The following is a 19,715-nucleotide window of genomic DNA, read 5'->3' on the forward strand; positions in this document are numbered from 1 at the left end:
TTCCCGGGATCAAACCTGGCTTCCCGCGGCCCGCATCTGCGCGTCGGCGCGGACCCGCTCGGCGATCCAGCGGTGCACCATCTCGCGGCCGGTTGGGTTCTCGTGCCGCGGATTCGACAGGTCCTGTCCGGACGGCGGTAGCCCGCGAGCCCGGCGTTCCTCCGGGCTCGGCGCGTCCCCGCCGTCCGCGGGCAGCCCGGTGCCGATGAGGTGGGCCAGCCCCGGCGGGATGCCGAGCCGGCGCCCGATTTCGGCGTAGTCCAGGCCGAGCGCGGTCATCTGCTGTACTTGCTGCCGGGTCGCCATCACATCAGACCTTCCGCACGTCTTGCGGCGGGAAGTCGCCGCGTTGCCGGTCGAGCGCGGTGGCGCCGATGCCGAGCGCGACCATGCCGACGCCGAGCCCGAGGTGCAGCCAGTTGTCGGCGTCGTTCACCGGCGCGAAGTTCGGGGCGCCGGCGCTGTCGGTGCCCATGCCGTAGACGCATAGGATGAGGTAGACGAGGCCGCCGATCGTCAGGTAGGCCCGAGACCCGCCGGGGGAGCGCGCCGCCACCAGCCCCACGATCCCGAACAGCAGGTGGATGAGGTTGTGCAGGACGGACACGGTGAACACATCGAACAGTTGTGCCATCGAATGGTGGCCGGCGACCTGCAGCTGGTCGTTGTGCGTCGTGACTCCGGGGATGAACCCCAGCACGCCCACGATCAGGAAGACGACTCCGACGACCATTGTGGTGCGCTGCACGAGCAGCGCTCTCGATCTGGTGATGTGTCCGGTTTCGGTCATCACTGCTCCTGGATCGGGTCGCGACGGCGGACGGTGAAAGCACCCTGGGTTTCGTACAGCACGGACTCGACCTCGCTGAGCGAGTCGACGCCCTGTTGCCGGAGGGCCCCGTCGAGGTCGTCCCGCGTGAGCTGGGTCGCACGCATGGTGGCCTCGTCGATCCGGCCGTCGGTCACCAGCTTGCGGACCGGGTGGTCCAGCAGGCGCTTGAGTCGGGGAACGGACCGAAGGCGTCCGACGAGCGTGTGCAGGACGAGCAAGGTGACGAGCGCGCCGAAACCGACCATGAAGGACGTTCCGGCCGCCGTGGCGGTCCGGCCGATGATCGCGCCAACGGCGACGGCCACGACGAAGTCGAAGATACGCAGCTCCGCCAGCGTCCGGCGGGGAGCGAGCCGGAGACCGGCCAAGGCGGTCAGGACGAGCAGTGCGGTTTTGCCGCACGCTTCCCCGACCACGCCCCAGCCGCTGAAGAACCACATCATGGATCCCGCCTACCTCGTTCTCCGGTGGACAAACATCGGGAGCGAAGCGGCGGCGCCCATGCGGGGTTCATCGCCGGGAAACGCCTTCCACCCGGCAGGGCAGGCTTCGACGGGGACGCCCGGGTTGCGGCCGCGCATGCCGAGTACGAAGCTTTCACGCTGGAACACTTCACAGCGTGGGGCCACCGTCGGTGCCGTCGAGCGTTTCCTTGGTTTCGCGAATCGTCTCGCGGGGAAGCGCGGATGCTTCGCGCACCTTGCCGATGCCTCGCCTGGCCAGTACTGCCCCGGCGGCCGAAGCGCCGGCGCCGACGATCGCCGCGGACACCCAGGGCGGCAGGCGACGGGACAGCAGCAGTACGGCTGCTGCGGTGATCGAGGCGCCGCCGTAGAGGCCCGCGACGCCCGCGGCGCCGATCATGCCGCCACCGAGCCCGGCTGACTTCGCGCTCTCACGCAGCTCTTCCTTCGCATGGGCAATCTCCCGCCGGACCAGCTCGGCGATCTGGTCCGCGATGCCTCCGACGGGGTCCGTGTGGTGCGGTTCGGCCATGACCTTTCCTCCCGGTCCGTTGTCGTGCTTCCGCTTACCCGCACCGGCCGTCGTTATGCGTCCGGCCGCGCTGCGGTCGGGAAAGCTGTCTCGACCTGCTCGCGGGGCAGGGCACTCGTGAGCGCCAGCGCCATGACGACGGCAGTGAGGACCAGCGAGGCGATGGCGCCCAGGGTCAGATCGAGGACGCCGAGGTTGCCGGCGTGCTCGTTCTGCGCCGGGTAATCGCCGAGGTAGCTGATCAGGGCGAGCCCGGCGAACCATACGAGCACCCACCAGCCGTGCCGGAAGTCCATCCGGGCGGTCCGCCCCTTCGCGACCAGTTCGTGCACGCCCAGCAGGACATAGCCCGCGAGGATGACGACCAGCAGCTTCCAGTTGGTGTCCCAGCCTGTCCAGTAGATGATCAAATTCGTCGAGAACAACGCGAGGAAGGCGATGATCCACACGCTGGTGCGGCCGAGCCGGAACGGCCGGTGCCGATCGGGCAGCTGGCGACGCATGGCGAGCAGGACGAGAGGCCCGGACCCGAAAGACAGCACGGTGCTGTTCGTGACGAATTCGACCAGCTTGCTCCAGCCGGGGAATGGCAGGAAGAAGAAGCAGCCGACGACGAAGGCCAGGATCAGGCTGACCCACGGCACCCCGCCGGGCGTGACCTTCGCCAAGCCGGCCGGGGCGTTGCGATTGCGGCCCATGGCGTATGAAATGCGGGCGGTGACGCCGGTGTAGATGAGGCCCGTGTCGCCGGGGGAGATGATGGCGTCCGCGTAGAGCAGCGCGGCCAGCCAGCCGGTACCGATGATCGTCGCGATCGCGGCGAGCGGCCCAAAGGTGGCCATCACATCCGCACCGGCGCTGAAGTTGGCTCCGACGCCTTGCCAGCCCTGCGGTGCGACGGCTCGGGACGGTACTGCGCCGATGAAGGCGATTTGGAGGAGCACGTACAGAACGCCGGTCAGCACGACAGAGCCGATGAGGGTGAGAGGTACGTTGCGCCGGGGGTTGTCGGTCTCCCCGGCGAGTTCGACCCCTTGCCGGAACCCGAAGAACGAGAACGCGATGCCTGCGCTCGCAACCGCGGAAAAGATGCCGTGGGTCCCGTAGGGCGCGAAACCGCCGAAACCCGAGAAATGGGTGCCGTCGAAGGCAACGACCAGGAAGACGACGATCACCAGCGCGATGATCGCGAGCTTCCACCAGACGAGCACGTTGTTGATCCGGGCGAACCAGCGTACGCCGAAGAAGTTGACCAGCACGAACAGGGCGAGCAACGCGACGGAGACGGCGGTGCCGGCACCGGTGAGCGTCGGCTCGCCGGCCGCGTCGAGGTGCTCCAGCCACGGAAGGTAGTTGGTGGCGTACTGGACCACCGCGAGGACCTCGATCGGGGCAACCGCGGCCGCGGCGATCCAGGTGACCCATCCCATCGAGTAACTCGCGAACGAGCCGAAGGAATAGTGCGGGAAGCGCGCGACGCCGCCGGAGTGCGGGAACATCGTACCGAGCTCGGCGTAGCTCATTCCGATGAGGACGAACATCACCGCGCCGATGCCCCAGGAAACGATCGCCGCCGGGCCGGCCAGCTGGGCGGCGTTCAAGGCGCCGAAGAGCCAGCCCGACCCGATCACCGAGCCGACGGCGGTGAAGAGCAGGCCCACGGTGCCGAAGTGCTTCTTCAGGCGGGTGTCGTCCCCCGCTGCCAGGCCTGCTGGGCCGGCCGCTGCCCCGGACTCGGTGTGCATCGTCTGGTCTCCTCCCAGCTCCGGGGCAACGCGGCGCGGATGCGCGGCGTTCGCGAGCTGCCCGTGGCAGGCAAGCTCCCGGCTCGTGACGAGCCTGCGGCCGGTGACTTCGTTTCGCTTACCCTACCGAGCGAACCACTCAGGCGTACCAGGTGCAACTGTTGTAGTGAGAAATTTATAGTTGCACAGCAGTAGTTCGGCGACAATCGGGCTCGATGACCGCTGGCGAAAACATAAGCTGGGCGCCGGGTGCGGCCGGGAAGTCTCCGTGATCCGACATGGACTCCGAGGGTGAGCAAGACCCACTGAGGGAGTCACTGCTGGGAACGTGCCGTGAACAGCGCCGCCGCTTTCCGTTCGCTGTCCGGGTCGGCCAGCACCTCGTCGTCCTGCTCGAGCGTAAGGTCGCCCCGAATTCGCAGTTGCCTGCCACGGCGCACGACCAGGCTGACCCAAATGTCTTCGCCGAGGTGGAGGTCGTCCACGGTGCGCCCGGCCGCCGGCGCCCCCGGCGAGATTCGGAACCGCCGACCCCCTGCCGGCTCCTCGTTCGTGCGGATGCCCAGTGCCCAGGGGCGTGGCGGCCGCTCCCGCATCCCGATCCCGCACCGGGCGGCGACCATGGGCATCAGGCCACCCTGGACGACGACCGAAAACAGTACGACGACGAAGATGACCTCGTAGGCCACGACGTCCGCACCCCGGCCGGAGGCCAGGATGTAGGTACCGAGCAGGATCGGGACGGCACCCTTGAGTCCCGACCAGATGACGAACACCCGTTCGCCCCACGGCATGTGCGTGGCCAGCAGCAGCGGACCCACCACCAGGGGCCGGACGACGAACGTCAGCAAGATGGCCAGCACCAGCCCGATCCACCAGGCGTTGGTCGTGAACAGTGAGGACAACGAGACGGTCAACCCGAGGATCACGAACGCGACGATCTCGGCGAGACTTGCCAGCGAGGAGTGGAACCGTTCGATCTCGCGTTTGAACGGGGCCGCGGCGTCACCGACGAGGACGCCTGCGATGAACACCGCGAGAAAACCGGAGCCGTGGGCGAGGGTGGCGGCGCCGTAGAGCACGAACGAAATTGCGAGGGTCCGCAGAGGGTAAAGTCCTTCGGAGGGCATTTCGACCCGGCGGACCAGCTGCAGCGGCAGCCAGCCGCCCACGAGCCCGACGGCCGCCCCGACCGCCATTTCCACCGCGAACTTCCCCAGCACACCGAGAAAAGCGTCCCCGAACCCGGCGCTGGTGGTGACGCCGGCCAGGCTCAGTAGCAACGCGATGCCCACCGGGTCGTTGGCGCCGGACTCACCCTGGATGGTCGTTCCCGCCCGGCCGGTGATCTCGCGGTTGCCGAGCACGGAGAACACGACGGCCGGGTCGGTGGGGGAGAGAGCGGCGCCGAGCAGGAGGGCGAGCAACCATGGCAGACCGAACAGCAGGTGAGCGGCCACGGCCAGCGCGCCCGCGGTGAGGAAGGTGCCCAGCACGCCGATCGAAACGACCGCGCCCAGGGCGGCGCGCAGTTTCCGGACGCCGATGGTCATGCCGCCGTCGAAAAGGATCACGACGAGGGCGACGGTCACGACGTTTTCCACGACGCCGAGCGACACCTGCCGCAGCGACGGCACGAGGTCCGACGCCGCGGCCGCGGCGACCAGGAAGATCGCCGGCGCGGGCACGCGGAGGGCGGAGCTGATCCGGTTGGACACCAGGGCCAGCGAAATGACCGCGGACACGATCAGGAGAGTCAGGCCGAACGACTCGATTCCGCTCACGTGTCCTCCGTCGGTCGGTGTGGTAGCGGAAGGTCGGATACCCGCTTTCGACGGTGTCAAATGCGACGTTCCGTAGCCTGTAACAGACCCGCCTCACAGCGCTTGGCGACTGCCGCGCGCGGTAGCCGACTTCGCTGGCCTGGGAAGGAAAGAAAGGCGATGACACGAAGCACCCGGCTCACCCGACGGCGCGACCGTCGGTGGTGACGGAGCGAAGTACTCGTTCTGGCGCGAACACGCACATCAACCTCAGTCCAGTTGCGGCGCCGTCCATTCTGAGGTTGCCGGGTACTTCCTCCTGGCTTCTGCGGTGCTCGCCTGGTACACCGGCAGTGGCAAGCAGTCAGAACGAACGTCGCCGGCCGCGAGGCTAAACGCACGATCCAGTTCGAGTTCGGCGAGCCGGTAGCGAGGTGCGGCAGTGGGGCTGGTGAAGGCGATCGGAGCAGTCGCTCCGATTGCCTTCACCGCGGGTGTCCTCCACGGTTGCCACGCCGGTGAACGAAGGCCCCGGTGGCGGCCGCGGTTGCGGCCCCGGCCACGGCGAGAAGCCCGTGGTGATGGCTGAACCACAGCTGAGGGCTGCGCGGCAAGGCCTGGTCGTCGAACTCGCCGTGGGCACCGAAGTCCCGGCCGTCGTTGTCGTCGGCCGGGCGCCAGAGGTTCGCCGGCCGGTCGGGGGACGTCGGTGTGCTGGTCTGCTGACCCTGGTAGCCGGTACGGGCCAGGTAGCGATCGAGCAGCCCGGGAGCGACCGCATTCGCCAGCAGGGTGCCGACCGTGCTCGCTCCGGCCCAGTACTCGCGCCGACGCGGGTGGTCGGCGGCGTACAATACGGCCCGCGCCGCGATCTCCGGCTGGTAGATCGGCGAAACCGGCTTGGCGTGGTGGGGGAGCCGGGACAGCACCCAGGAGAACTGCGGCGTGTTCATCCCGGGAAGCTGCACCATGGTCGTGCGGACCTTGCTGCGGTCGTGGAGCAGTTCGCAACGCAGTGCTTCGTTGAAACCCTGGATCGCGTGTTTTGCTCCGCAGTACGCGGACTGCAACGGAATACCCCGGTAAGCCAGGGCGGAGCCCACTTGGACGATGGTGCCGTGGTCGCGGGGTTTCATCCGGTTCAGTGCGGCCTTGGTGCCGTGGACGAAGCCGAAATAGCACACCTCGGTGGCGCGCCGGAATTCGTCGGGCTCGATCTCGGTGAACGGTGCGAAGATCGAGCTGAAGGCGACGTTGACCCAGACGTCGATCGGGCCGAGTTCGGCTTCCACCTTGCTCGCCGCCGCGTCGACCTGCGAATAGTCGGCGACGTCGGTGGGGATCGGCAGGGGCGTGCCGCCCGCGGCGCGGACGTCCTCGGCGGCGCCGTCCAGGCCTTTCCTGCCCCGGGACAAGAGAGCGACGCGAGCGGGCCGCCGCCCGAAGCCGCGGGCGACGGCACGTCCGACCCCGCCGCTTGCGCCGGTCACCACGACCACGGGTGTGTTCTGGGACATCGGGCTGAGGCTCCTCTCGTGCTGGCCGCTGTTCCGGAGCCCCGGGTACCCGGGGCTCGTGCCCCAACCATTGGCTGACACAACTGTTACCTTGTCGAAATCTGCTGCTGTCCGTGCCGTGTTTCCTGCCTCGTGGAGGGGGTATGCGGTGTCATCGAAGCGATGGAGGTGAGGTCGGATGACCAAGATCGGCACCGCGACGAAGCAGGGCGCTCGCGATCAGAAGATGCGGGAAGGCCGGCTGCCCCTCGCCGCGGAGTTCCTCGTGGGGGTTTGGCTGGTAGTCGCGGCTTTCGTGTTCAGCTACTCGGTGACATTGGCCGGTTCCGCGGGGTTCTGGAACGTGCTGCTGTGCGGCGCGGTCGTGACGGTCGTGGCCGCGGTACGGCTGGTGGCTCCCCGGGCGGCCGCGTGGCTGGGACTGGTCAACGTCGTCGTCGGATTCTGGTTGATCGTTTCGCCGTTCGCCCTCGGCTACCCAGTCGAAGGACACCGTGACGCGGCGAAGACGAATGCTCTGGTGGCCGGAATCCTGGTCGCGATCTTCTCGGTCACGGCGGTCACTGTGGCTGCTCGCCGCAAGGCGGCGGCGCGCCGCCGTGCGTAAACCGGTCGCTGCGCCCGCCGGTGATCAGGCCCGGTGCACCGTCTTGACCGCGAGCTGGTTTCCGGGGAGGTCGGTGTTCGCGCAGCCCGTTCCCGGCATGGGAACGAAGTTCGACTCGGTCTCCTGCGGCAGATAGATCCGCAGGCCTCGGACCGGGCTCGGCCGGCAGACGTTCTCCGGGTAGTTGTGCACGTTGACGAACTGGATGTCCGCGGCGGCGGTCTGGCCGGGAGCCAGCCGGACCGGGGCGCCTTCCGTCCCTTCGCGGTAGGCGGCTTCACCCACCTGGTGGCCGTCGTCGCCGGCGACGTACGACACGCCGGGGAACCCCTGGATCTCGCACGGCGCCGAACTGTCGTTGGTGATCAGCAACGGCCGGTAGACCGATCCGGCACCGGCGTCTCCCCGGCCCAGTGCCAGCTTGACGTCGCCGGCCTGGCACAAGTGGCCTCCGTCGGGAGTGGTCGACGCGGGAACGGTGCTGGACGAGTCCGTGCTGCCGGCTTCGGAAGTCGTCACTGAAGGTGTCGTCACTGAAGGTTTCGACGCCGGGGAAGCCGGCGACGGACTGGTGGTTGCCGGCGAGGCGCCGGTCCCGCCACAAGAGGTGAGCAAAAGAGCGCCAGCTGCCGCGGCGCACGTGGCCGAAAGCCATGATTTCGTCATTTGGCCTCTTTGGTAGTCGGCCCGGTTCAAGAGTATTTTCATTTGTTCCCGTCCACCAGGCTACCGATGCATGCCTGACGTTGCTGCCGAAAATTGCCGTACGACAGCGTTTGGGGTTATCCGTTCTGCCGTTTTGACCTGGGTATCTGACGATTGCCTTGCGATCGTCGCTCCGGAGGGTATTGAGTTCAGGTCGGCAGCCGGCTTTGTTCTCGGTGAGATGCGGTGAGGTTTCCGGCCCGGTCAGTCACCGCTTGCCTCGCCACGCGCCGGGGCGGCGAGCCGCTGGGCGGTCTCGAGGAGCAGGCCGTGCACGAAGGCCTGGGGCAGGTTGCCGCGGAGCTGCCGCTGGCGGACGTCGTATTCTTCGGCGAGCAGGCCTGGCGGACCGCAGGCGGCGCGGTTGCGCTCGAACCAGCGGAACGCCGCGACCTGGTCGCCCTGCTGCCATTCGGCCAGCGCCATGACGAACCCGCAGAGCAAGAAGGCTCCTTCGGCATCACCGAGCGGCCGGTGGTCGGGGGAGAAGCGGTAGACGTAACCGTCCTGGGTGAGTTCCGCGCGTACTGCGTCGAGCGTCGCCAGCGTGCGCGGGTCGTCGGCGGGCAGCGCACCACGCACCGGCGGGAGCAGCAGTGCGGCATCGACGTGGTCGTGCGCCGGGCTGCGCCGCCAGGCGCCGCGGGAGTCGACGCAGCGGCCGGCGGTCTCGCTCAGCAGGCGGTCGGCGAGCGTCACCAGTTCGGCGGCCCGGCCGGCCGGAAAGTGGCGGGCGACGCTGTGGAGGCCCGCAACGCAGGCAAGCCGCGAGTGGGTCCACCAGGCGCGACCGAGTTCCCAGACACCGGCGTCCGGCTCATCCCACTTCCGGGCGATCAGGTCGACCACGACGCCGACAGCGTTCCGGGCGTCCGGCGTCAGGCGGTCGTGGCCGGCCGCCGCGGCGTAGAGCTGGAGGATCTCGCCCAGCGCGTCGAGCTGGAACTGGCCGCGGACGTGGTTGCCCAGCACGGCGGCGCCGCCCGGATATCCGGGCAAGCCCAATGCGGTTTCCGTCGGCGGTGGCCGGCCGTCCGTCCGATAGGCGGGCAGGAGCCGGTCGCCGTCTTGCAGCACGCGGGCGGTCACGAACGCGAGTGCGTCGTCGAGCAGCGGATGCGGTTCGTCGACCGATACCGCGAGGCCGGCGTAGCACTGGTCCCGCAGCCACACGTAGCGGTAGTCGTAGTTGCGCCCGGCTTCCGCTCGCTCGGGGAGGCCCAGAGTGGCCGCGGCGACCATGCCACCGCCACCGGAAGTCAGGCCACGCAGCACCGCGTAGGAGTGCTGCGCGTCTCGAGGTGCCACGCTGCCGGTGAAGTGCGGGACAGCGGTGCTCCAGCTGTGTGCGGTTTCGGTCCACAGCCGGTCGGGGTCCGAGGGCGGCGGCAAGGTCTCGTCGCTGATCTCGAGGACCAGGTCGTGCCGGCGACCTGCGGTGACGAGCTGATCGAGGACGAGGCGTCCGGTTGCGTCCGGGCGGGCGTCGCCGGCTCCCTGCCACCGGACGCGGAGTTCACCCGTCCGGGCTGTCCACGTCCCGTCGTCGGCGCGATGGAGTTCCCGCAAGGAGCGGGTCCCGAAGCGGCCGCGCACGTCGAGCTCGATCCGCATCGGGATATCCCGCTCACCGGCCTCGATCCTGCGCAGCACGACTACCCGGTGGGGATCGGCAGGGTAGGCGAGCGCGTCGCGGGACTCGACGATCGTGTCGATGGTCACCCAGCGGCTGCGCCAGATCAGCGTGCCGGGTTCGTACGCGCCGCCCCAGACACACGGGACCGCCGGGCGGACCGAGTAGACACCGCGGCCGCCGATCAGTGCGGACAGCACAGCATCGTCGGCCCAAGTCGGTGCGCACAGCCAGGCGATGTCGCCGAGCGGTCCGCACAGGGCACCGCGCTCGCCGTCGGCGAGAAGAGCGTATTCGCGCAGCACGTGAGGCGGGAACTGCTGCCATTCCTGATGTTTGTCGTTCACGGTGACCGAATACCCGAGAGAACGCGGGGCACACCATACCCTTGCGTCCGGGAAATCGTAAGGTGATCGTCAGGTGCACCCCCTCCATGAAGTACAACACTGAGCGGTTCGCCGTTTGTCGAATACCCACTCTCGCGTCACGTTCGCGTAACGGACACAAAGGAGTCCGTTGCTGTCACCCGAACGGCCGACCTAGGTTCATGGCCACTCGGATCGCGAAGGGGTGCGAATGACGCACGATGGATGGAGCCGTCGCGACATGTTGCGGCGGACGGCGCTGACGACGGCGGCTGTGCTCGGCGGTGCCATGGCGCTGTCGGCATGTGAAAGCACGGGCGGTTCCGGCGGGAAGGACGCGTTGCAGGCCGCCAAGGACGCCAAGGTGATCAGGATCGGCATCGCGAACGAGGCGCCCTACGGATTCGCCGACAGCTCCGGCCGGACGACCGGGGAAGCGCCGGAGGTCGCGCGGGCGGCGTTCACCGAGTTGGGCATCTCGGCGTTGCAGGCCAGCGTGGTCCCGTTCGACCAGCTCATCCCGGCTCTGACCGCGAAGCAGTTCGACGTCGTGGCCGCGGGGATGAACATCACCGCCAAGCGGTGCCAGGCCGCGGACTTCTCGGCGCCCGACTATTCGGCCCTGACCGCGTTGCTCGTGCCCAAGGGCAACCCCCAAGGAGTGCTGAAGCTCGAGGACGTTGCCGCGAAGAAGGTCAAGGTGGCGGTGCTTTCGGCCGCGGTCGAGAAGGGCTATCTGACCGGTGCCGGCGTGGCCGAGGACCAGATCCAGACGCTCGACACGCAGGACAACATGCTGCGCGCGGTCGCCGACGGTCGTGTCTACGCCGCCGCGCTCACCGACATCTCGCTGAAGTGGCTGGTGAAGCAGAATCCCGGTGCCGCGGTCGAGGTGACGCCGGGGTTCATTCCGATGGCCGACGGAAAGCCCGTGATATCGGCCGGGGGATTCGTCTTCCGGAAGGAGGACGACACCCTTCGCGTCGCGTTCGACGCCGAGCTGAAGAAGCTGCACGACAGCGGCGAGTGGGTGAAGATCGCGTCACCGTTCGGCTTCGACGAGAGCAACCTGCCGAAGCCGGACGTCACCACCGAGAAGCTGTGCACCGCGTGATGCGAGACCGCCTTGCCTGACTCCTACGGCACGATCCTGCCGTCGGTCCTGCAGGGCTTGACGACGACGGTGTCCGCCGCGGCCGGCGGGATCGCCCTCACGATCGTCCTGGCGTTCGCCGCGGGGCTGGCGATGGTCTCCCCTTCACGGGTGGTCCGTGTGATCAGCCGGGTCTACGTCGAGGTCTTCCGGGGCACGTCCGAAGTGGTCCAGCTGTTCTGGCTCTACTTCGTGCTGCCCGCCCTGGTGGGCTTCAAACTCGTCCCGCTGTTCGCCGGCATCCTCGTGCTGGGCCTGAACCACGGCGCCTACGGGGCGGAAATCGTCCGCGGCGCCGTGAACTCCATCCCCCGGGCCCAGTACGAGGGCGCGGTCGCCTTGAACCTGTCACCCGCGCAGCGGATGTGGCGGGTGCTGCTGCCCCAGGCCGTCGTCGACACGCTGCCGCCGTTCACTAACCTGTTCATCCAGCTGCTGAAGAGCACCGCGCTGCTGTCGTTCATCTCGGCCGGTGACATCACCGAGCACGGCGAGCTCCTGCGGCCGGTGTTCGGGCGCGACATCGTCTGGATCTACGGCACGGAGCTCGTGCTGTACCTGCTGCTGGCGCTGGTGATCAAGTACGGCATGCGAGTGCTCGAACACGCCGGAGCACGACGGCTCGGCCGCCGGCCGGCCCGGATCGCGGGGGTGTGACGTGGACTGGGACTGGGACAGCGCGGCTGCGTCGTTGCCGCTGCTGCTGGAAGGCCTGCTTGTCACCGTCGAGCTCACCCTGCTCGGTTCGGTGCTGGCCTACGCGCTGGGCATCGTGTTCGCCCTGTTGCGCCGCGCCCGCATCCCGGTACTGAGCCCGGTCACGGCCGGAGTAGTCGAGTTCATCCGGAGCACGCCGCTGCTCATCCAGATCTTCGTCCTCTACTACCTGATCGAACCGGCCATCGGGCTGAAGCTCTCCGGATTCGTGACCGGGGTGATCGCGCTCGGCGTGCACTACGCCTGCTACACCGCCGACGTCTACCGCGCGGGGATCGAAGCCGTCCCGGCGGGTCAGTGGGAAGCGGCGGTGGCGCTGAACCTGCCCCGGCGGCGGGTGTGGACCGGGGTCGTGCTGCCGCAGGCGATCCCACGGGTGGTGCCCGCGCTGGGGAACTACACGATCTCGATGTTCAAGGAGGTTCCGCTGTTGCTCGCCATCGGCGTGCTCGACGTGCTCAACCGGGCAAAACAGGTCGGGGCCGAGACGTTCCGCGTCATCGAGCCCTACACCCTCGCCGGGCTGTTGTTCCTCGTGGTGAGCCTGCCCGCGTCGATCCTGGTCCGGAAGGTGGAGCGCCGTGTCGGACAGCTCTGAGATGATCCGGTTCGACCAGGTGGTCAAGCGGTTCGGCGAGCTCGTCGTGCTGGACGAGCTGAACTTCCGCGTCGGGCGGGGTGAGTTCGTGTCGCTGATCGGGCCGAGCGGGTCGGGCAAGACGACCATCCTTCGGCTGCTGATGACCCTGGAGCGGGTCGACGGCGGCACTATCCACGTCGGCGGCGAGTGCCTGAGCCACCGGGTCAAGGAGGGCAGGCTCGTCCCGGCCGACGAGCGCCACCTCCGGTCGGCGCGCAAGCGCATCGGCATGGTTTTCCAGCACTTCAACCTGTTCCCGAACATGAACGTCCGGCAGAACATCGTCGAGGCACCGCTGCGGGTTCTCGGTCTGTCCAAAGAGGAGGCCGACGCGCGGGCGGCGCAGCTGCTGCAGCTGGTCGGGCTGGCCGACAAGATGGACGCCCACCCGGCGCGGTTGTCGGGCGGCCAGCAGCAGCGGGTCGCGATCGCTCGCGCCCTCGCGATGCGTCCGCAGGTGCTGCTGCTCGACGAGGTCACCTCGGCGCTCGACCCCGAGCTGGTCGCCGAAGTACTGGCTGTGCTCAAGGAAATCGCCGCGGGCACCGACATCACGATCCTCTGCGTCACCCACGAGATGGAGTTCGCCCGGCACGTCTCCGACCGGGTCCTCATGTTCGACCACGGCCGGATCCTCGAGGACGCCCCGCCGGACGAACTGTTCACGGCACCCACCCAGGAGCGCACGCGGACATTCCTGAAAGCCGTGCTCGAACGCGGCTGAGGCGGATCGCAAGCTGATCGTCAGGTGCAGCGGCGCTCGTCCGCGAGAGGCTGGAGCCGCACGCGTGACGAAAGGAGCCGAGACCCATGAGGACCCGGACCCGGACGAGCCACGGCGTGGCCGCGTACAGCCTGGGGCTGGCCGTGGTGAACGCCTTGACCTTCCTGACCGGCTTGTGGCTGGCGCTTTCGCCCTTCCAGCTGGACCAGGAGTTCAGCGGCGGTGGTTTCAACGGCTATTGGAACGACGTGCTCGTCGGGACGGTCGTGCTGGTGTGCGGGGCGGCGCAGATTGTGACGCCGGCGACCGCGCACGTCTGGCGCCCGGTGCTCCCGCTCGCCGGGGCGTGGCTGGTGGTGGCGCCGATCGCCCTCGGCTACAACCACGGAACCCCGGCGCCGGCCACCACCGCCAGCGATGTCGCGGCCGGAGCCGTAGTCCTCGCACTGTGGGGGATCGGAGTGGCTGTCCTGGGCCGTACACTGCGCGACGCCGGACGGGATGGGCGGTCGTGACCATCGTGGAGCCGCCCGCAGTGGTAGCCGGCTTCGACGGCACCCGGCCGTCGTTCCGGGCTGTGTTCTGGGCCGCAGCGGAGGCCGCCCGCCGGGAGTGCGCCCTGGTGGTCGCGCGTGCCCTCGACTGGAGCTGGCCGGCCGGGGCCTACCCGGAGGTCGCGTTCGCGCCGCTGAGCGGCGGAGCCGAGCGGCTGCGCCGGGAAGCCGGGACGCAGACGAAGGAGGTCGTGCGCGAGATCGGGCACTCCTACCCCGACCTCGACGTGCGAACTGTCCTGCTCGAAGACTTTCCCGGCCCGGCGCTGGCTCACTACGCCACCCGCTCCGAGGCGGCGATGCTGGTCGTCGGCCCGCCGGGAACGGGCCCGCTCGCCGGGGCCGTCTTCGGCTCCACGGCCGCCGGGCTCTCGCAGCACTCCGAACGACCACTCGTCGTCGTCCGCGGCGACGACCCCGCCGCCGGGACAGTGGGGTGCCCGGTGGTCGTCGGCCTCGAAGCCGGTGCCGACAATTCCGCCGCGTTGGCGTTCGCACTGGACTTCGCCCAGCGCCACGCGGTCCCCGCGCACCTCGTCCACGCGATGAGCGCCCGGTCACCCGCCGGTCCGTCGGAAGCCATGGTGGCCGAACTGGCCGACTGGCTGTCCGCCTACCCCGAAGTTCCCTTCGAGCACGAAATCGTCCGGGACTGGCCCGAGCGGGCGTTGCTGGACCGCGCGAGGCACGCGGCGTTGCTCGTGGTCGGTGACCGCCGCCGGAATCCCTTCAGGCGTGCCTTGTGCGGTTCGGTGAGCAGGACTGTCCTGCACCACGCGCCGTGCCCGGTGAGCGTCGTCGGAGCCGGGACGTAGCCGTGTTCGACTACGTGGAGGGCATCGTCATCGCGGCCCCGGTTCCGGCGGTCCGCGAAACGCTGCGCAGCATCGAAGGTGATTGGCACGCCACCCCGCCGGTACCGGACGAGCGGGCCGAGTCCTCCTGCGTGCGGCCGGCGCCGGTCTTGAACCGCAGCTCGTTCTCGCGCTACCGCTGGTTAGGGCTGCCGGTCGACGTCGCCGAGAGTGTCACGTGGAGCGTGGAGCGCTACGGATACGACAGCACAGTGGTCCGCGCTCACGTCTGGGCGGAGTTCCGCGCCGGTCTTCGGGCGCGGCTCATGGAGCTGGCGTTCGCCCGGCTGCTCGGTGGGGTCGCTCGCGATCGTGAGCACACGCGCTCGCAGCTGCGCTACCTCAAGCGGATGAGCGAGGGGCTGCGACGTGGAAGGCGCTGACGACGTGACCGAGGTGTCGCGGCTGCAGGACGTGGCCGAGCTGATGTGGCGCACCGCCGCCGTGCACCGGGCGCGGGCGGCCAGGCTGGTGCTGGCCGCCGAACTGGGCGGAGAATTCCGAGCCCGCGTCGAACGGGGGCTGGCGAAGGTCGCGGCCGAGCACGCGATGGCCTTTCAGGAGCTCGCGGGGGCCGCCGAAGCGCGGCACTCGGCGACGGAGCGGCCCAGCACCTCGCCGGAGTGGAACGCGGCGATGCACCGGTCGTACGCGGCGCTTCGGCGGGCCGAGGACCACCACCACCGGGCCGCTGCCGTTCCCGCACAGGACGAACAGCATCGGTGATCGTCGTGTTCGCCGCGGCACTGGCGACAGTCACTCTCGTCTTCATCCCGGGACGCCACCGGTACTGGCGGTTGGCCGCGGTGCTCGGCTGGACCACGATCTGGCTCGACGGGCACGCCGGCCTGAACCTGGTCGACCTGATCGGTCTCGGCGTCGCCGTGGGTAGCCTGGTCGTCGTCCTGGTGCGGCAGTATCGGCACCGCCCCGGCGAGGACGGCTGAGCACGGGCACCTCGGTGTAGCGCCGGGCGGCCTCGACCCCTCAGCTCCATGACCCGGGGTGGAAAGCCTCAGGCCGCCCCACTGCGACCGAGATGACGATCAGCCAGACGCCGAGCGCGACGGTCAAGACGCCCGCCAAAGGCACTTCCTGGTTCGGCTTCCAGCACTGCGAGGCCGTAGACGGTGGCGGCGCCGTCGCCCAGGCGGACTTGGAGCAGAAGCCGCAGGCGATGTAGCCGACGAAGGCTCCGCCCGTGCGAGCGCGGCGACGGTCGAAGTCAGGATGCTCACCGACTTCAAAGTGGGGAACTGCCACCCTTGTCGCAGCCGAGCGGAAGGTTTACCGTGCTCTTCCGCCGGCGTCCCGCAGAGATCCGATGTCGCTGGTGTCGCCGCAGGAGTCTCGGTGTATCGCGGGTGGCTGCGCGGCTCACATGAAGTTGCGGGTGTGCAGCCGGGACAGTTCGGTGGCTTAGCTGGCCGACAGGGACAACGGGCGGCATTGACGGCGGCGGGGAAAACGCAAGGTAATCGTCAGGTGCAACCGCTCCGGGATACGGAACGCTGGCTGTGGCACCGGCGACCGCCGGACCGTGGTGGAGGACGGCCGGTGGAGAACGACGAGCTGATCGATCTGGAGCAGCAAGGCTGGCAGGCGCTCATGGCGACGCTGGCAGCGGCGAGGAAGTTCTACGACGGCGTCTTCGACGAGCGGATCGTGGTGCTGCTGTCCGACCTGCCGCCGATCCGGACCCGGGGTGAGGCTCTGGACGCGCTCTGCGGCTCGGCCTGGGAGGAGTTCCGGTTGCACGGGCTGCGTTGTGTCGAGCTCAGCGAGGGCACCGGCGTGGTCCGCTACAGCATCGCGGCGACGCGCTCGGCGTTGCCGTATTCGGCGCAGGTGAGCAGTGTCTACGCGCGCAGGCCGGGCGGCTGGAAGCTCACGTTCCACCAGCGGACCCGCCGGTGAGACGTGCGGCCGCCACCGGCGCGTGGCGGCGGCCGCACGAACCTCAGAGGCCGGTGAAGGCCTGGTCGACGAACGCCTTGTTCTGGTCGATCCACTTCTGCGCCGCGGCCTTCTCCTGCCCCCTGGGCGCCTGCTGGATCAGGTCCTCGAGCGAGCCGAGCTGCTCATCGGTGAGCTTGAGGCCCTTGGCGACCTTCGCCAGCGCGGGAAAGTCGGTGCCGAAGCTCTTGCGCCCGATGGCGTGCAGCTGCTCACCCTTGCCCATCGCGCCCTGTGGGTCCTTCAGGTCCTTGAGCTGGTAGCGCGAGTAGGCCCAGTGCGGGTGCCACAGCGTCACGACGATCGGCTTCTTGTCCTTGATGGACGAGTCGAGCGCGGCGAGCATCGCCGTCGTCGAGGAGTTCTGCAGGGTGATCGTTCCGTCGAGGCCGTACTTCGGGATCGCGTTCTTCTGCACGATCCCGGTTTCGCCCGCGCTGGCCTCGATGCCGGTGATCTTGCCGCCGAAGTCGGCGGCGTGGGCCTTGAGGTCGGCGATACTGTCGACGCCCTGGACATAGTTTGGTACGGCGAGGTTCAGCGTCGCGTTGTCGTACCACGTGCCGAGGTCTTCGAGCTGGTTCGAGTACTGCTTCCAGTACTGCTCGTGCGTGGCCGGGAGCCATGCGTCGAGGAACAAGTCGACGTCGCCCTTGGCCAGGCCGGCGTAGATCGGACCGACGTCCAGCAGTTGCGTCTTGACCTGGTAGCCCTTGTTCTCCAGCACGGCCTGGTAGAGGTTCGTCAGCGCGACATCCTCGTCCCAGTTGATGTAGCCGATGGTGACCGACTTCGAGCCCTGGTCGTTACCGGACTGCGCTTCGCGGCCGCCGCAGGCGGTCAGCGCCAGCGCCGACAGCACGGCGACGCAGAGGGCGGCGATCCGGCGGATCTTCGGGGTGTTCCGCACGCTTGTTCCTTTCTCTAGCGGTCTTTCCGTTCGGGCTGGGCACTGCTGAGCCGGTCGAGGTAGATCGCCAGGACGACGACGCCGAGGCCGGCTTCGAAGCCGGCACCGAGTTTCAGGCTGGTGACCGCGGCGTAGACCTCGGCGCCGAGACCAGGGGCACCGACCATGCCGGAGATCACCACCATCGACAGCGACAGCATGATGATCTGGTTGACCCCTGCCAGGATCGTCGGCAGCGCCAGGGGAAGCTGTATCTCGGTGAGGATCTTCCGCGGCGGCGAGCCGAACGCCTCGCCCGCCTCGACCATTTCCGGGTCGACCTGGCGGATGCCCAGTTCGGTCAGCCGGACGCCTGGTGGCAGCGCGAACACCACGGTGGCGACGACGCCGGGCACCGGGCCGATCGAGAAGAAGAAGATCACCGGGATCAGGTAGACGAACGCGGGCAGGGTCTGCATGAAGTCCAGTACCGGCCGCACGATCCGGCTGACCGTCGCGTTGCGCGCGGCCAGGATCCCGATCGGCACGGCGACGACGACCGCGACCACACCGGCGACGAGCACCTGGGCGAGCGTCTCCATCGCGGACGGAAACCGGTCCAGTCCGTCGATGAGGGCGAAGCCGACCGCTGAGCCGACGCCGAAGCGCCAGCCACGATGCCACCAGCCGAGCGCGGCGAACAGGACGATCAGCACCGGTGCCGGTGGTGCTTGCAGGGCATCGGAAAGGCCTTCGACCACACCCTTGATGAGGGCGTCGACCACGTCGAAGAACGGGCCGATGTTGTTCTGCAGCCAGTCGACCACGGCTTGGAACCAATCACCCACGGGGATCCGCGGGACCTGCCAGGCTGCCTCACGCATCGGTGCTCACCTCCTTGGTGTGAGCGAGGCCACCGAGGATCGCCGCCGCTGTCACCACGCCGAGAAGGTGGCGGCGATCGTCGACGACGGCGATCGGCCGGTCCTCGGTGGCGGGGGCGAACAGTTCGGAAACCCTGGTGTCGGCGGCGACTTCGGCGAAGCCGTTGCTGACCGCGCTCGTGACGGTGTTCGCGCCGCGAGCCGCGGCGGCGACGGCGTCGGCCATGGTGACGATGCCGACGAGACCGCCGTCGGGATCGACGGCGAACATCTCGGTGACCTCGAGCTTGCGCATGGTGTGGATCGAGGCGCGCGGTCCCGACGACGACGCCAGCGTCTTCCCGGGCGGGCGCATCACCGAACCGGCGGTGACCACGCGGGACCGGTCGACGTCCTGCACGAACCGCGCGATGTGCTCGTCGGCGGGCGAGGTGAGGATCTCGTTCGCCGAGCCGAGCTGGACGATCCGGCCGTCGCGCATCATCGCGATCCGGTCGCCGAGGCGCATGGCTTCGTTGAGGTCGTGGGTGATGAACACAATCGTCTTGCCGAGCCGGGCCTGCAGCTGCAGTAGCTCGTCCTGCATTTCCCTGCGGATCAACGGGTTCAGCGCGCTGAACGCCTCGTCCATCAGCAGGATGTCGGTGTCGGCGGCCAGTGCCCGCGCGAGGCCGACGCGTTGGCGCATGCCGCCGGAGAGCTGCCCGGGTAGGCGGTCGCCCCAGCCGTCCAGCCCGACCAGCCGTAGCGCTTCATCCGCGCGCTGGGTGCGTTCGTCGCGCGGAACTCCCTGGACGCGCAGCCCGTAGGCGGTGTTGTCCAGTACGGAACGATGCGGGAACAACGCGAAGTGCTGGAACACCATGCTCATCCGCCGGCTGCGCAGCTGCCGGACCTCGCTCTTGGACAGAGCGGTGAGGTCTTGGTCGTCCACGAGCACGCGTCCCGCGGTGGCCGGCAGCAGGCCGTTGAGCATGCGCAGCAGCGTCGACTTCCCTGAGCCCGACAGGCCCATCACGACGAAGATCTCGCCGTCGCGCACCTCGAAGGAGGCATCAGCGACCGCGGCGGTGGCGCCGGGCAGGTCCAGCTCGTCGCGTGGTGTGCCGTTTTCGAGGCGGCGGACGGCCTCCTGGGCGCGCCTGCCGAACACTTTGTACAGTTTCTCGGTTCTGACTGTC

At 68.8% G+C, this 19,715-nt stretch carries 24 protein-coding genes; 12 read left to right on the forward strand and 12 right to left on the reverse strand.

Features of this window, described 5'->3' with window-relative positions; genetic code table 11:
- Nucleotides 1–9: 9 nt before the first annotated feature.
- From AB0M59_RS29020 to AB0M59_RS29050, 7 genes are all read right to left on the reverse strand, one after another.
- Nucleotides 10–306, reverse strand: a complete 297-nt coding sequence (locus AB0M59_RS29020) for a hypothetical protein (RefSeq protein ID WP_364621123.1) — start codon at nt 304–306, stop codon at nt 10–12.
- A gap of 4 nt (nt 307–310) precedes the next feature.
- The gene (locus tag AB0M59_RS29025) at nt 311–790 is read right to left on the reverse strand and encodes a DUF4383 domain-containing protein (protein ID WP_364621126.1); all 480 of its coding nucleotides are present in this window, start codon (nt 788–790) and stop codon (nt 311–313) included.
- On the reverse strand, nt 790–1,275 hold the full coding sequence (locus AB0M59_RS29030; RefSeq protein WP_364621129.1) for a YetF domain-containing protein: 486 nt from the start codon (nt 1,273–1,275) through the stop codon (nt 790–792). The genes AB0M59_RS29025 and AB0M59_RS29030 overlap by 1 nt, the downstream gene beginning before the upstream one ends.
- 169 nt (nt 1,276–1,444) lie before the next feature.
- A complete protein-coding gene (locus AB0M59_RS29035) occupies nt 1,445–1,828 on the reverse strand; it encodes a phage holin family protein (protein ID WP_364621131.1) in 384 nt (127 codons plus the stop codon).
- A gap of 53 nt (nt 1,829–1,881) precedes the next feature.
- Nucleotides 1,882–3,573 (reverse strand): APC family permease, encoded by a 1,692-nt coding sequence (locus AB0M59_RS29040; protein ID WP_364621134.1) that lies wholly within the window; start codon nt 3,571–3,573, stop codon nt 1,882–1,884.
- Between the two features lie 314 nt (nt 3,574–3,887).
- Nucleotides 3,888–5,357 (reverse strand): cation:proton antiporter, encoded by a 1,470-nt coding sequence (locus AB0M59_RS29045; protein WP_364621137.1) that lies wholly within the window; start codon nt 5,355–5,357, stop codon nt 3,888–3,890.
- A 464-nt stretch (nt 5,358–5,821) separates the two neighbouring features.
- Complete coding sequence (locus AB0M59_RS29050; protein WP_364621140.1) at nt 5,822–6,853, reverse strand: SDR family oxidoreductase; 1,032 nt, start codon at nt 6,851–6,853, stop codon at nt 5,822–5,824.
- Between the two features lie 178 nt (nt 6,854–7,031).
- Here AB0M59_RS29050 and AB0M59_RS29055 point away from each other — a divergent pair, with 178 nt between their 5' ends.
- Entirely contained in the window at nt 7,032–7,460 is a 429-nt protein-coding gene (locus tag AB0M59_RS29055) for an SPW repeat protein (protein WP_364621143.1), read from the forward strand.
- Between the two features lie 24 nt (nt 7,461–7,484).
- On the opposite strand, the gene AB0M59_RS29060 is transcribed toward AB0M59_RS29055, so the two are convergent.
- Together AB0M59_RS29060 and AB0M59_RS29065 are read right to left on the reverse strand one after the other, a co-directional pair.
- Nucleotides 7,485–7,979, reverse strand: a complete 495-nt coding sequence (locus AB0M59_RS29060; RefSeq protein ID WP_364621146.1) for a DUF4232 domain-containing protein — start codon at nt 7,977–7,979, stop codon at nt 7,485–7,487.
- 390 nt (nt 7,980–8,369) lie between these two features.
- Entirely contained in the window at nt 8,370–10,145 is a 1,776-nt protein-coding gene (locus tag AB0M59_RS29065; RefSeq protein WP_364621148.1) for a glycoside hydrolase family 15 protein, read from the reverse strand.
- Between the two features lie 229 nt (nt 10,146–10,374).
- Here AB0M59_RS29065 and ehuB point away from each other — a divergent pair, with 229 nt between their 5' ends.
- The 11 genes from ehuB to AB0M59_RS29120 all read left to right on the forward strand — a co-directional run bounded on the left by ehuB (nt 10,375) and on the right by AB0M59_RS29120 (nt 16,722).
- Nucleotides 10,375–11,277 (forward strand): ectoine/hydroxyectoine ABC transporter substrate-binding protein EhuB, encoded by a 903-nt coding sequence (ehuB, locus tag AB0M59_RS29070; protein ID WP_364621151.1) that lies wholly within the window; start codon nt 10,375–10,377, stop codon nt 11,275–11,277.
- 12 nt (nt 11,278–11,289) lie between these two features.
- A complete protein-coding gene (ehuC, locus tag AB0M59_RS29075; RefSeq protein WP_364621154.1) occupies nt 11,290–11,973 on the forward strand; it encodes an ectoine/hydroxyectoine ABC transporter permease subunit EhuC in 684 nt (227 codons plus the stop codon).
- Nucleotide 11,974: 1 nt separating this feature from the next.
- Entirely contained in the window at nt 11,975–12,631 is a 657-nt protein-coding gene (gene ehuD, locus AB0M59_RS29080) for an ectoine/hydroxyectoine ABC transporter permease subunit EhuD (RefSeq protein WP_364621156.1), read from the forward strand.
- Between the two features lies 1 nt (nt 12,632).
- The gene (gene ehuA, locus AB0M59_RS29085; protein ID WP_364621395.1) at nt 12,633–13,397 is read left to right on the forward strand and encodes an ectoine/hydroxyectoine ABC transporter ATP-binding protein EhuA; all 765 of its coding nucleotides are present in this window, start codon (nt 12,633–12,635) and stop codon (nt 13,395–13,397) included.
- A gap of 86 nt (nt 13,398–13,483) precedes the next feature.
- On the forward strand, nt 13,484–13,912 hold the full coding sequence (locus AB0M59_RS29090) for a hypothetical protein (protein ID WP_364621159.1): 429 nt from the start codon (nt 13,484–13,486) through the stop codon (nt 13,910–13,912).
- Complete coding sequence (locus AB0M59_RS29095) at nt 13,909–14,766, forward strand: universal stress protein (protein ID WP_364621162.1); 858 nt, start codon at nt 13,909–13,911, stop codon at nt 14,764–14,766. Before AB0M59_RS29090 ends, AB0M59_RS29095 begins: the two co-directional genes overlap by 4 nt.
- A gap of 2 nt (nt 14,767–14,768) precedes the next feature.
- The gene (locus AB0M59_RS29100; protein ID WP_364621164.1) at nt 14,769–15,188 is read left to right on the forward strand and encodes a hypothetical protein; all 420 of its coding nucleotides are present in this window, start codon (nt 14,769–14,771) and stop codon (nt 15,186–15,188) included.
- A complete protein-coding gene (locus AB0M59_RS29105) occupies nt 15,175–15,531 on the forward strand; it encodes a hypothetical protein (protein WP_364621167.1) in 357 nt (118 codons plus the stop codon). The genes AB0M59_RS29100 and AB0M59_RS29105 overlap by 14 nt, the downstream gene beginning before the upstream one ends.
- Nucleotides 15,528–15,752 carry a hypothetical protein gene (locus AB0M59_RS29110; RefSeq protein WP_364621170.1) on the forward strand — a complete coding sequence of 75 codons (225 nt, stop codon included), beginning with the start codon at nt 15,528–15,530 and terminating at the stop codon, nt 15,750–15,752. The genes AB0M59_RS29105 and AB0M59_RS29110 overlap by 4 nt, the downstream gene beginning before the upstream one ends.
- Before the next feature lie 92 nt (nt 15,753–15,844).
- Nucleotides 15,845–15,988 (forward strand): hypothetical protein, encoded by a 144-nt coding sequence (locus AB0M59_RS29115; protein WP_364621173.1) that lies wholly within the window; start codon nt 15,845–15,847, stop codon nt 15,986–15,988.
- A gap of 374 nt (nt 15,989–16,362) precedes the next feature.
- A complete protein-coding gene (locus tag AB0M59_RS29120; protein ID WP_364621176.1) occupies nt 16,363–16,722 on the forward strand; it encodes a nuclear transport factor 2 family protein in 360 nt (119 codons plus the stop codon).
- A 43-nt stretch (nt 16,723–16,765) separates the two neighbouring features.
- On the opposite strand, the gene AB0M59_RS29125 is transcribed toward AB0M59_RS29120, so the two are convergent.
- Genes AB0M59_RS29125 through AB0M59_RS29135 form a run of 3 tightly spaced genes read right to left on the reverse strand, consistent with a single transcriptional unit; the run spans nt 16,766 to nt 19,687 of the window.
- The gene (locus tag AB0M59_RS29125; RefSeq protein ID WP_364621180.1) at nt 16,766–17,671 is read right to left on the reverse strand and encodes a glycine betaine ABC transporter substrate-binding protein; all 906 of its coding nucleotides are present in this window, start codon (nt 17,669–17,671) and stop codon (nt 16,766–16,768) included.
- A gap of 14 nt (nt 17,672–17,685) precedes the next feature.
- Nucleotides 17,686–18,534, reverse strand: coding sequence for an ABC transporter permease subunit (locus AB0M59_RS29130; RefSeq protein ID WP_364621183.1), 849 nt, complete (start codon nt 18,532–18,534; stop codon nt 17,686–17,688).
- Nucleotides 18,527–19,687, reverse strand: coding sequence for a glycine betaine/L-proline ABC transporter ATP-binding protein (locus AB0M59_RS29135; RefSeq protein WP_364621185.1), 1,161 nt, complete (start codon nt 19,685–19,687; stop codon nt 18,527–18,529). The genes AB0M59_RS29130 and AB0M59_RS29135 overlap by 8 nt, the downstream gene beginning before the upstream one ends.
- Between the last annotated feature and the right edge of the window lie 28 nt (nt 19,688–19,715).

It is taken from the genome of Amycolatopsis sp. NPDC051371 (genome assembly GCF_040682155.1).
Lineage (GTDB): Bacteria > Actinomycetota > Actinomycetes > Mycobacteriales > Pseudonocardiaceae > Amycolatopsis.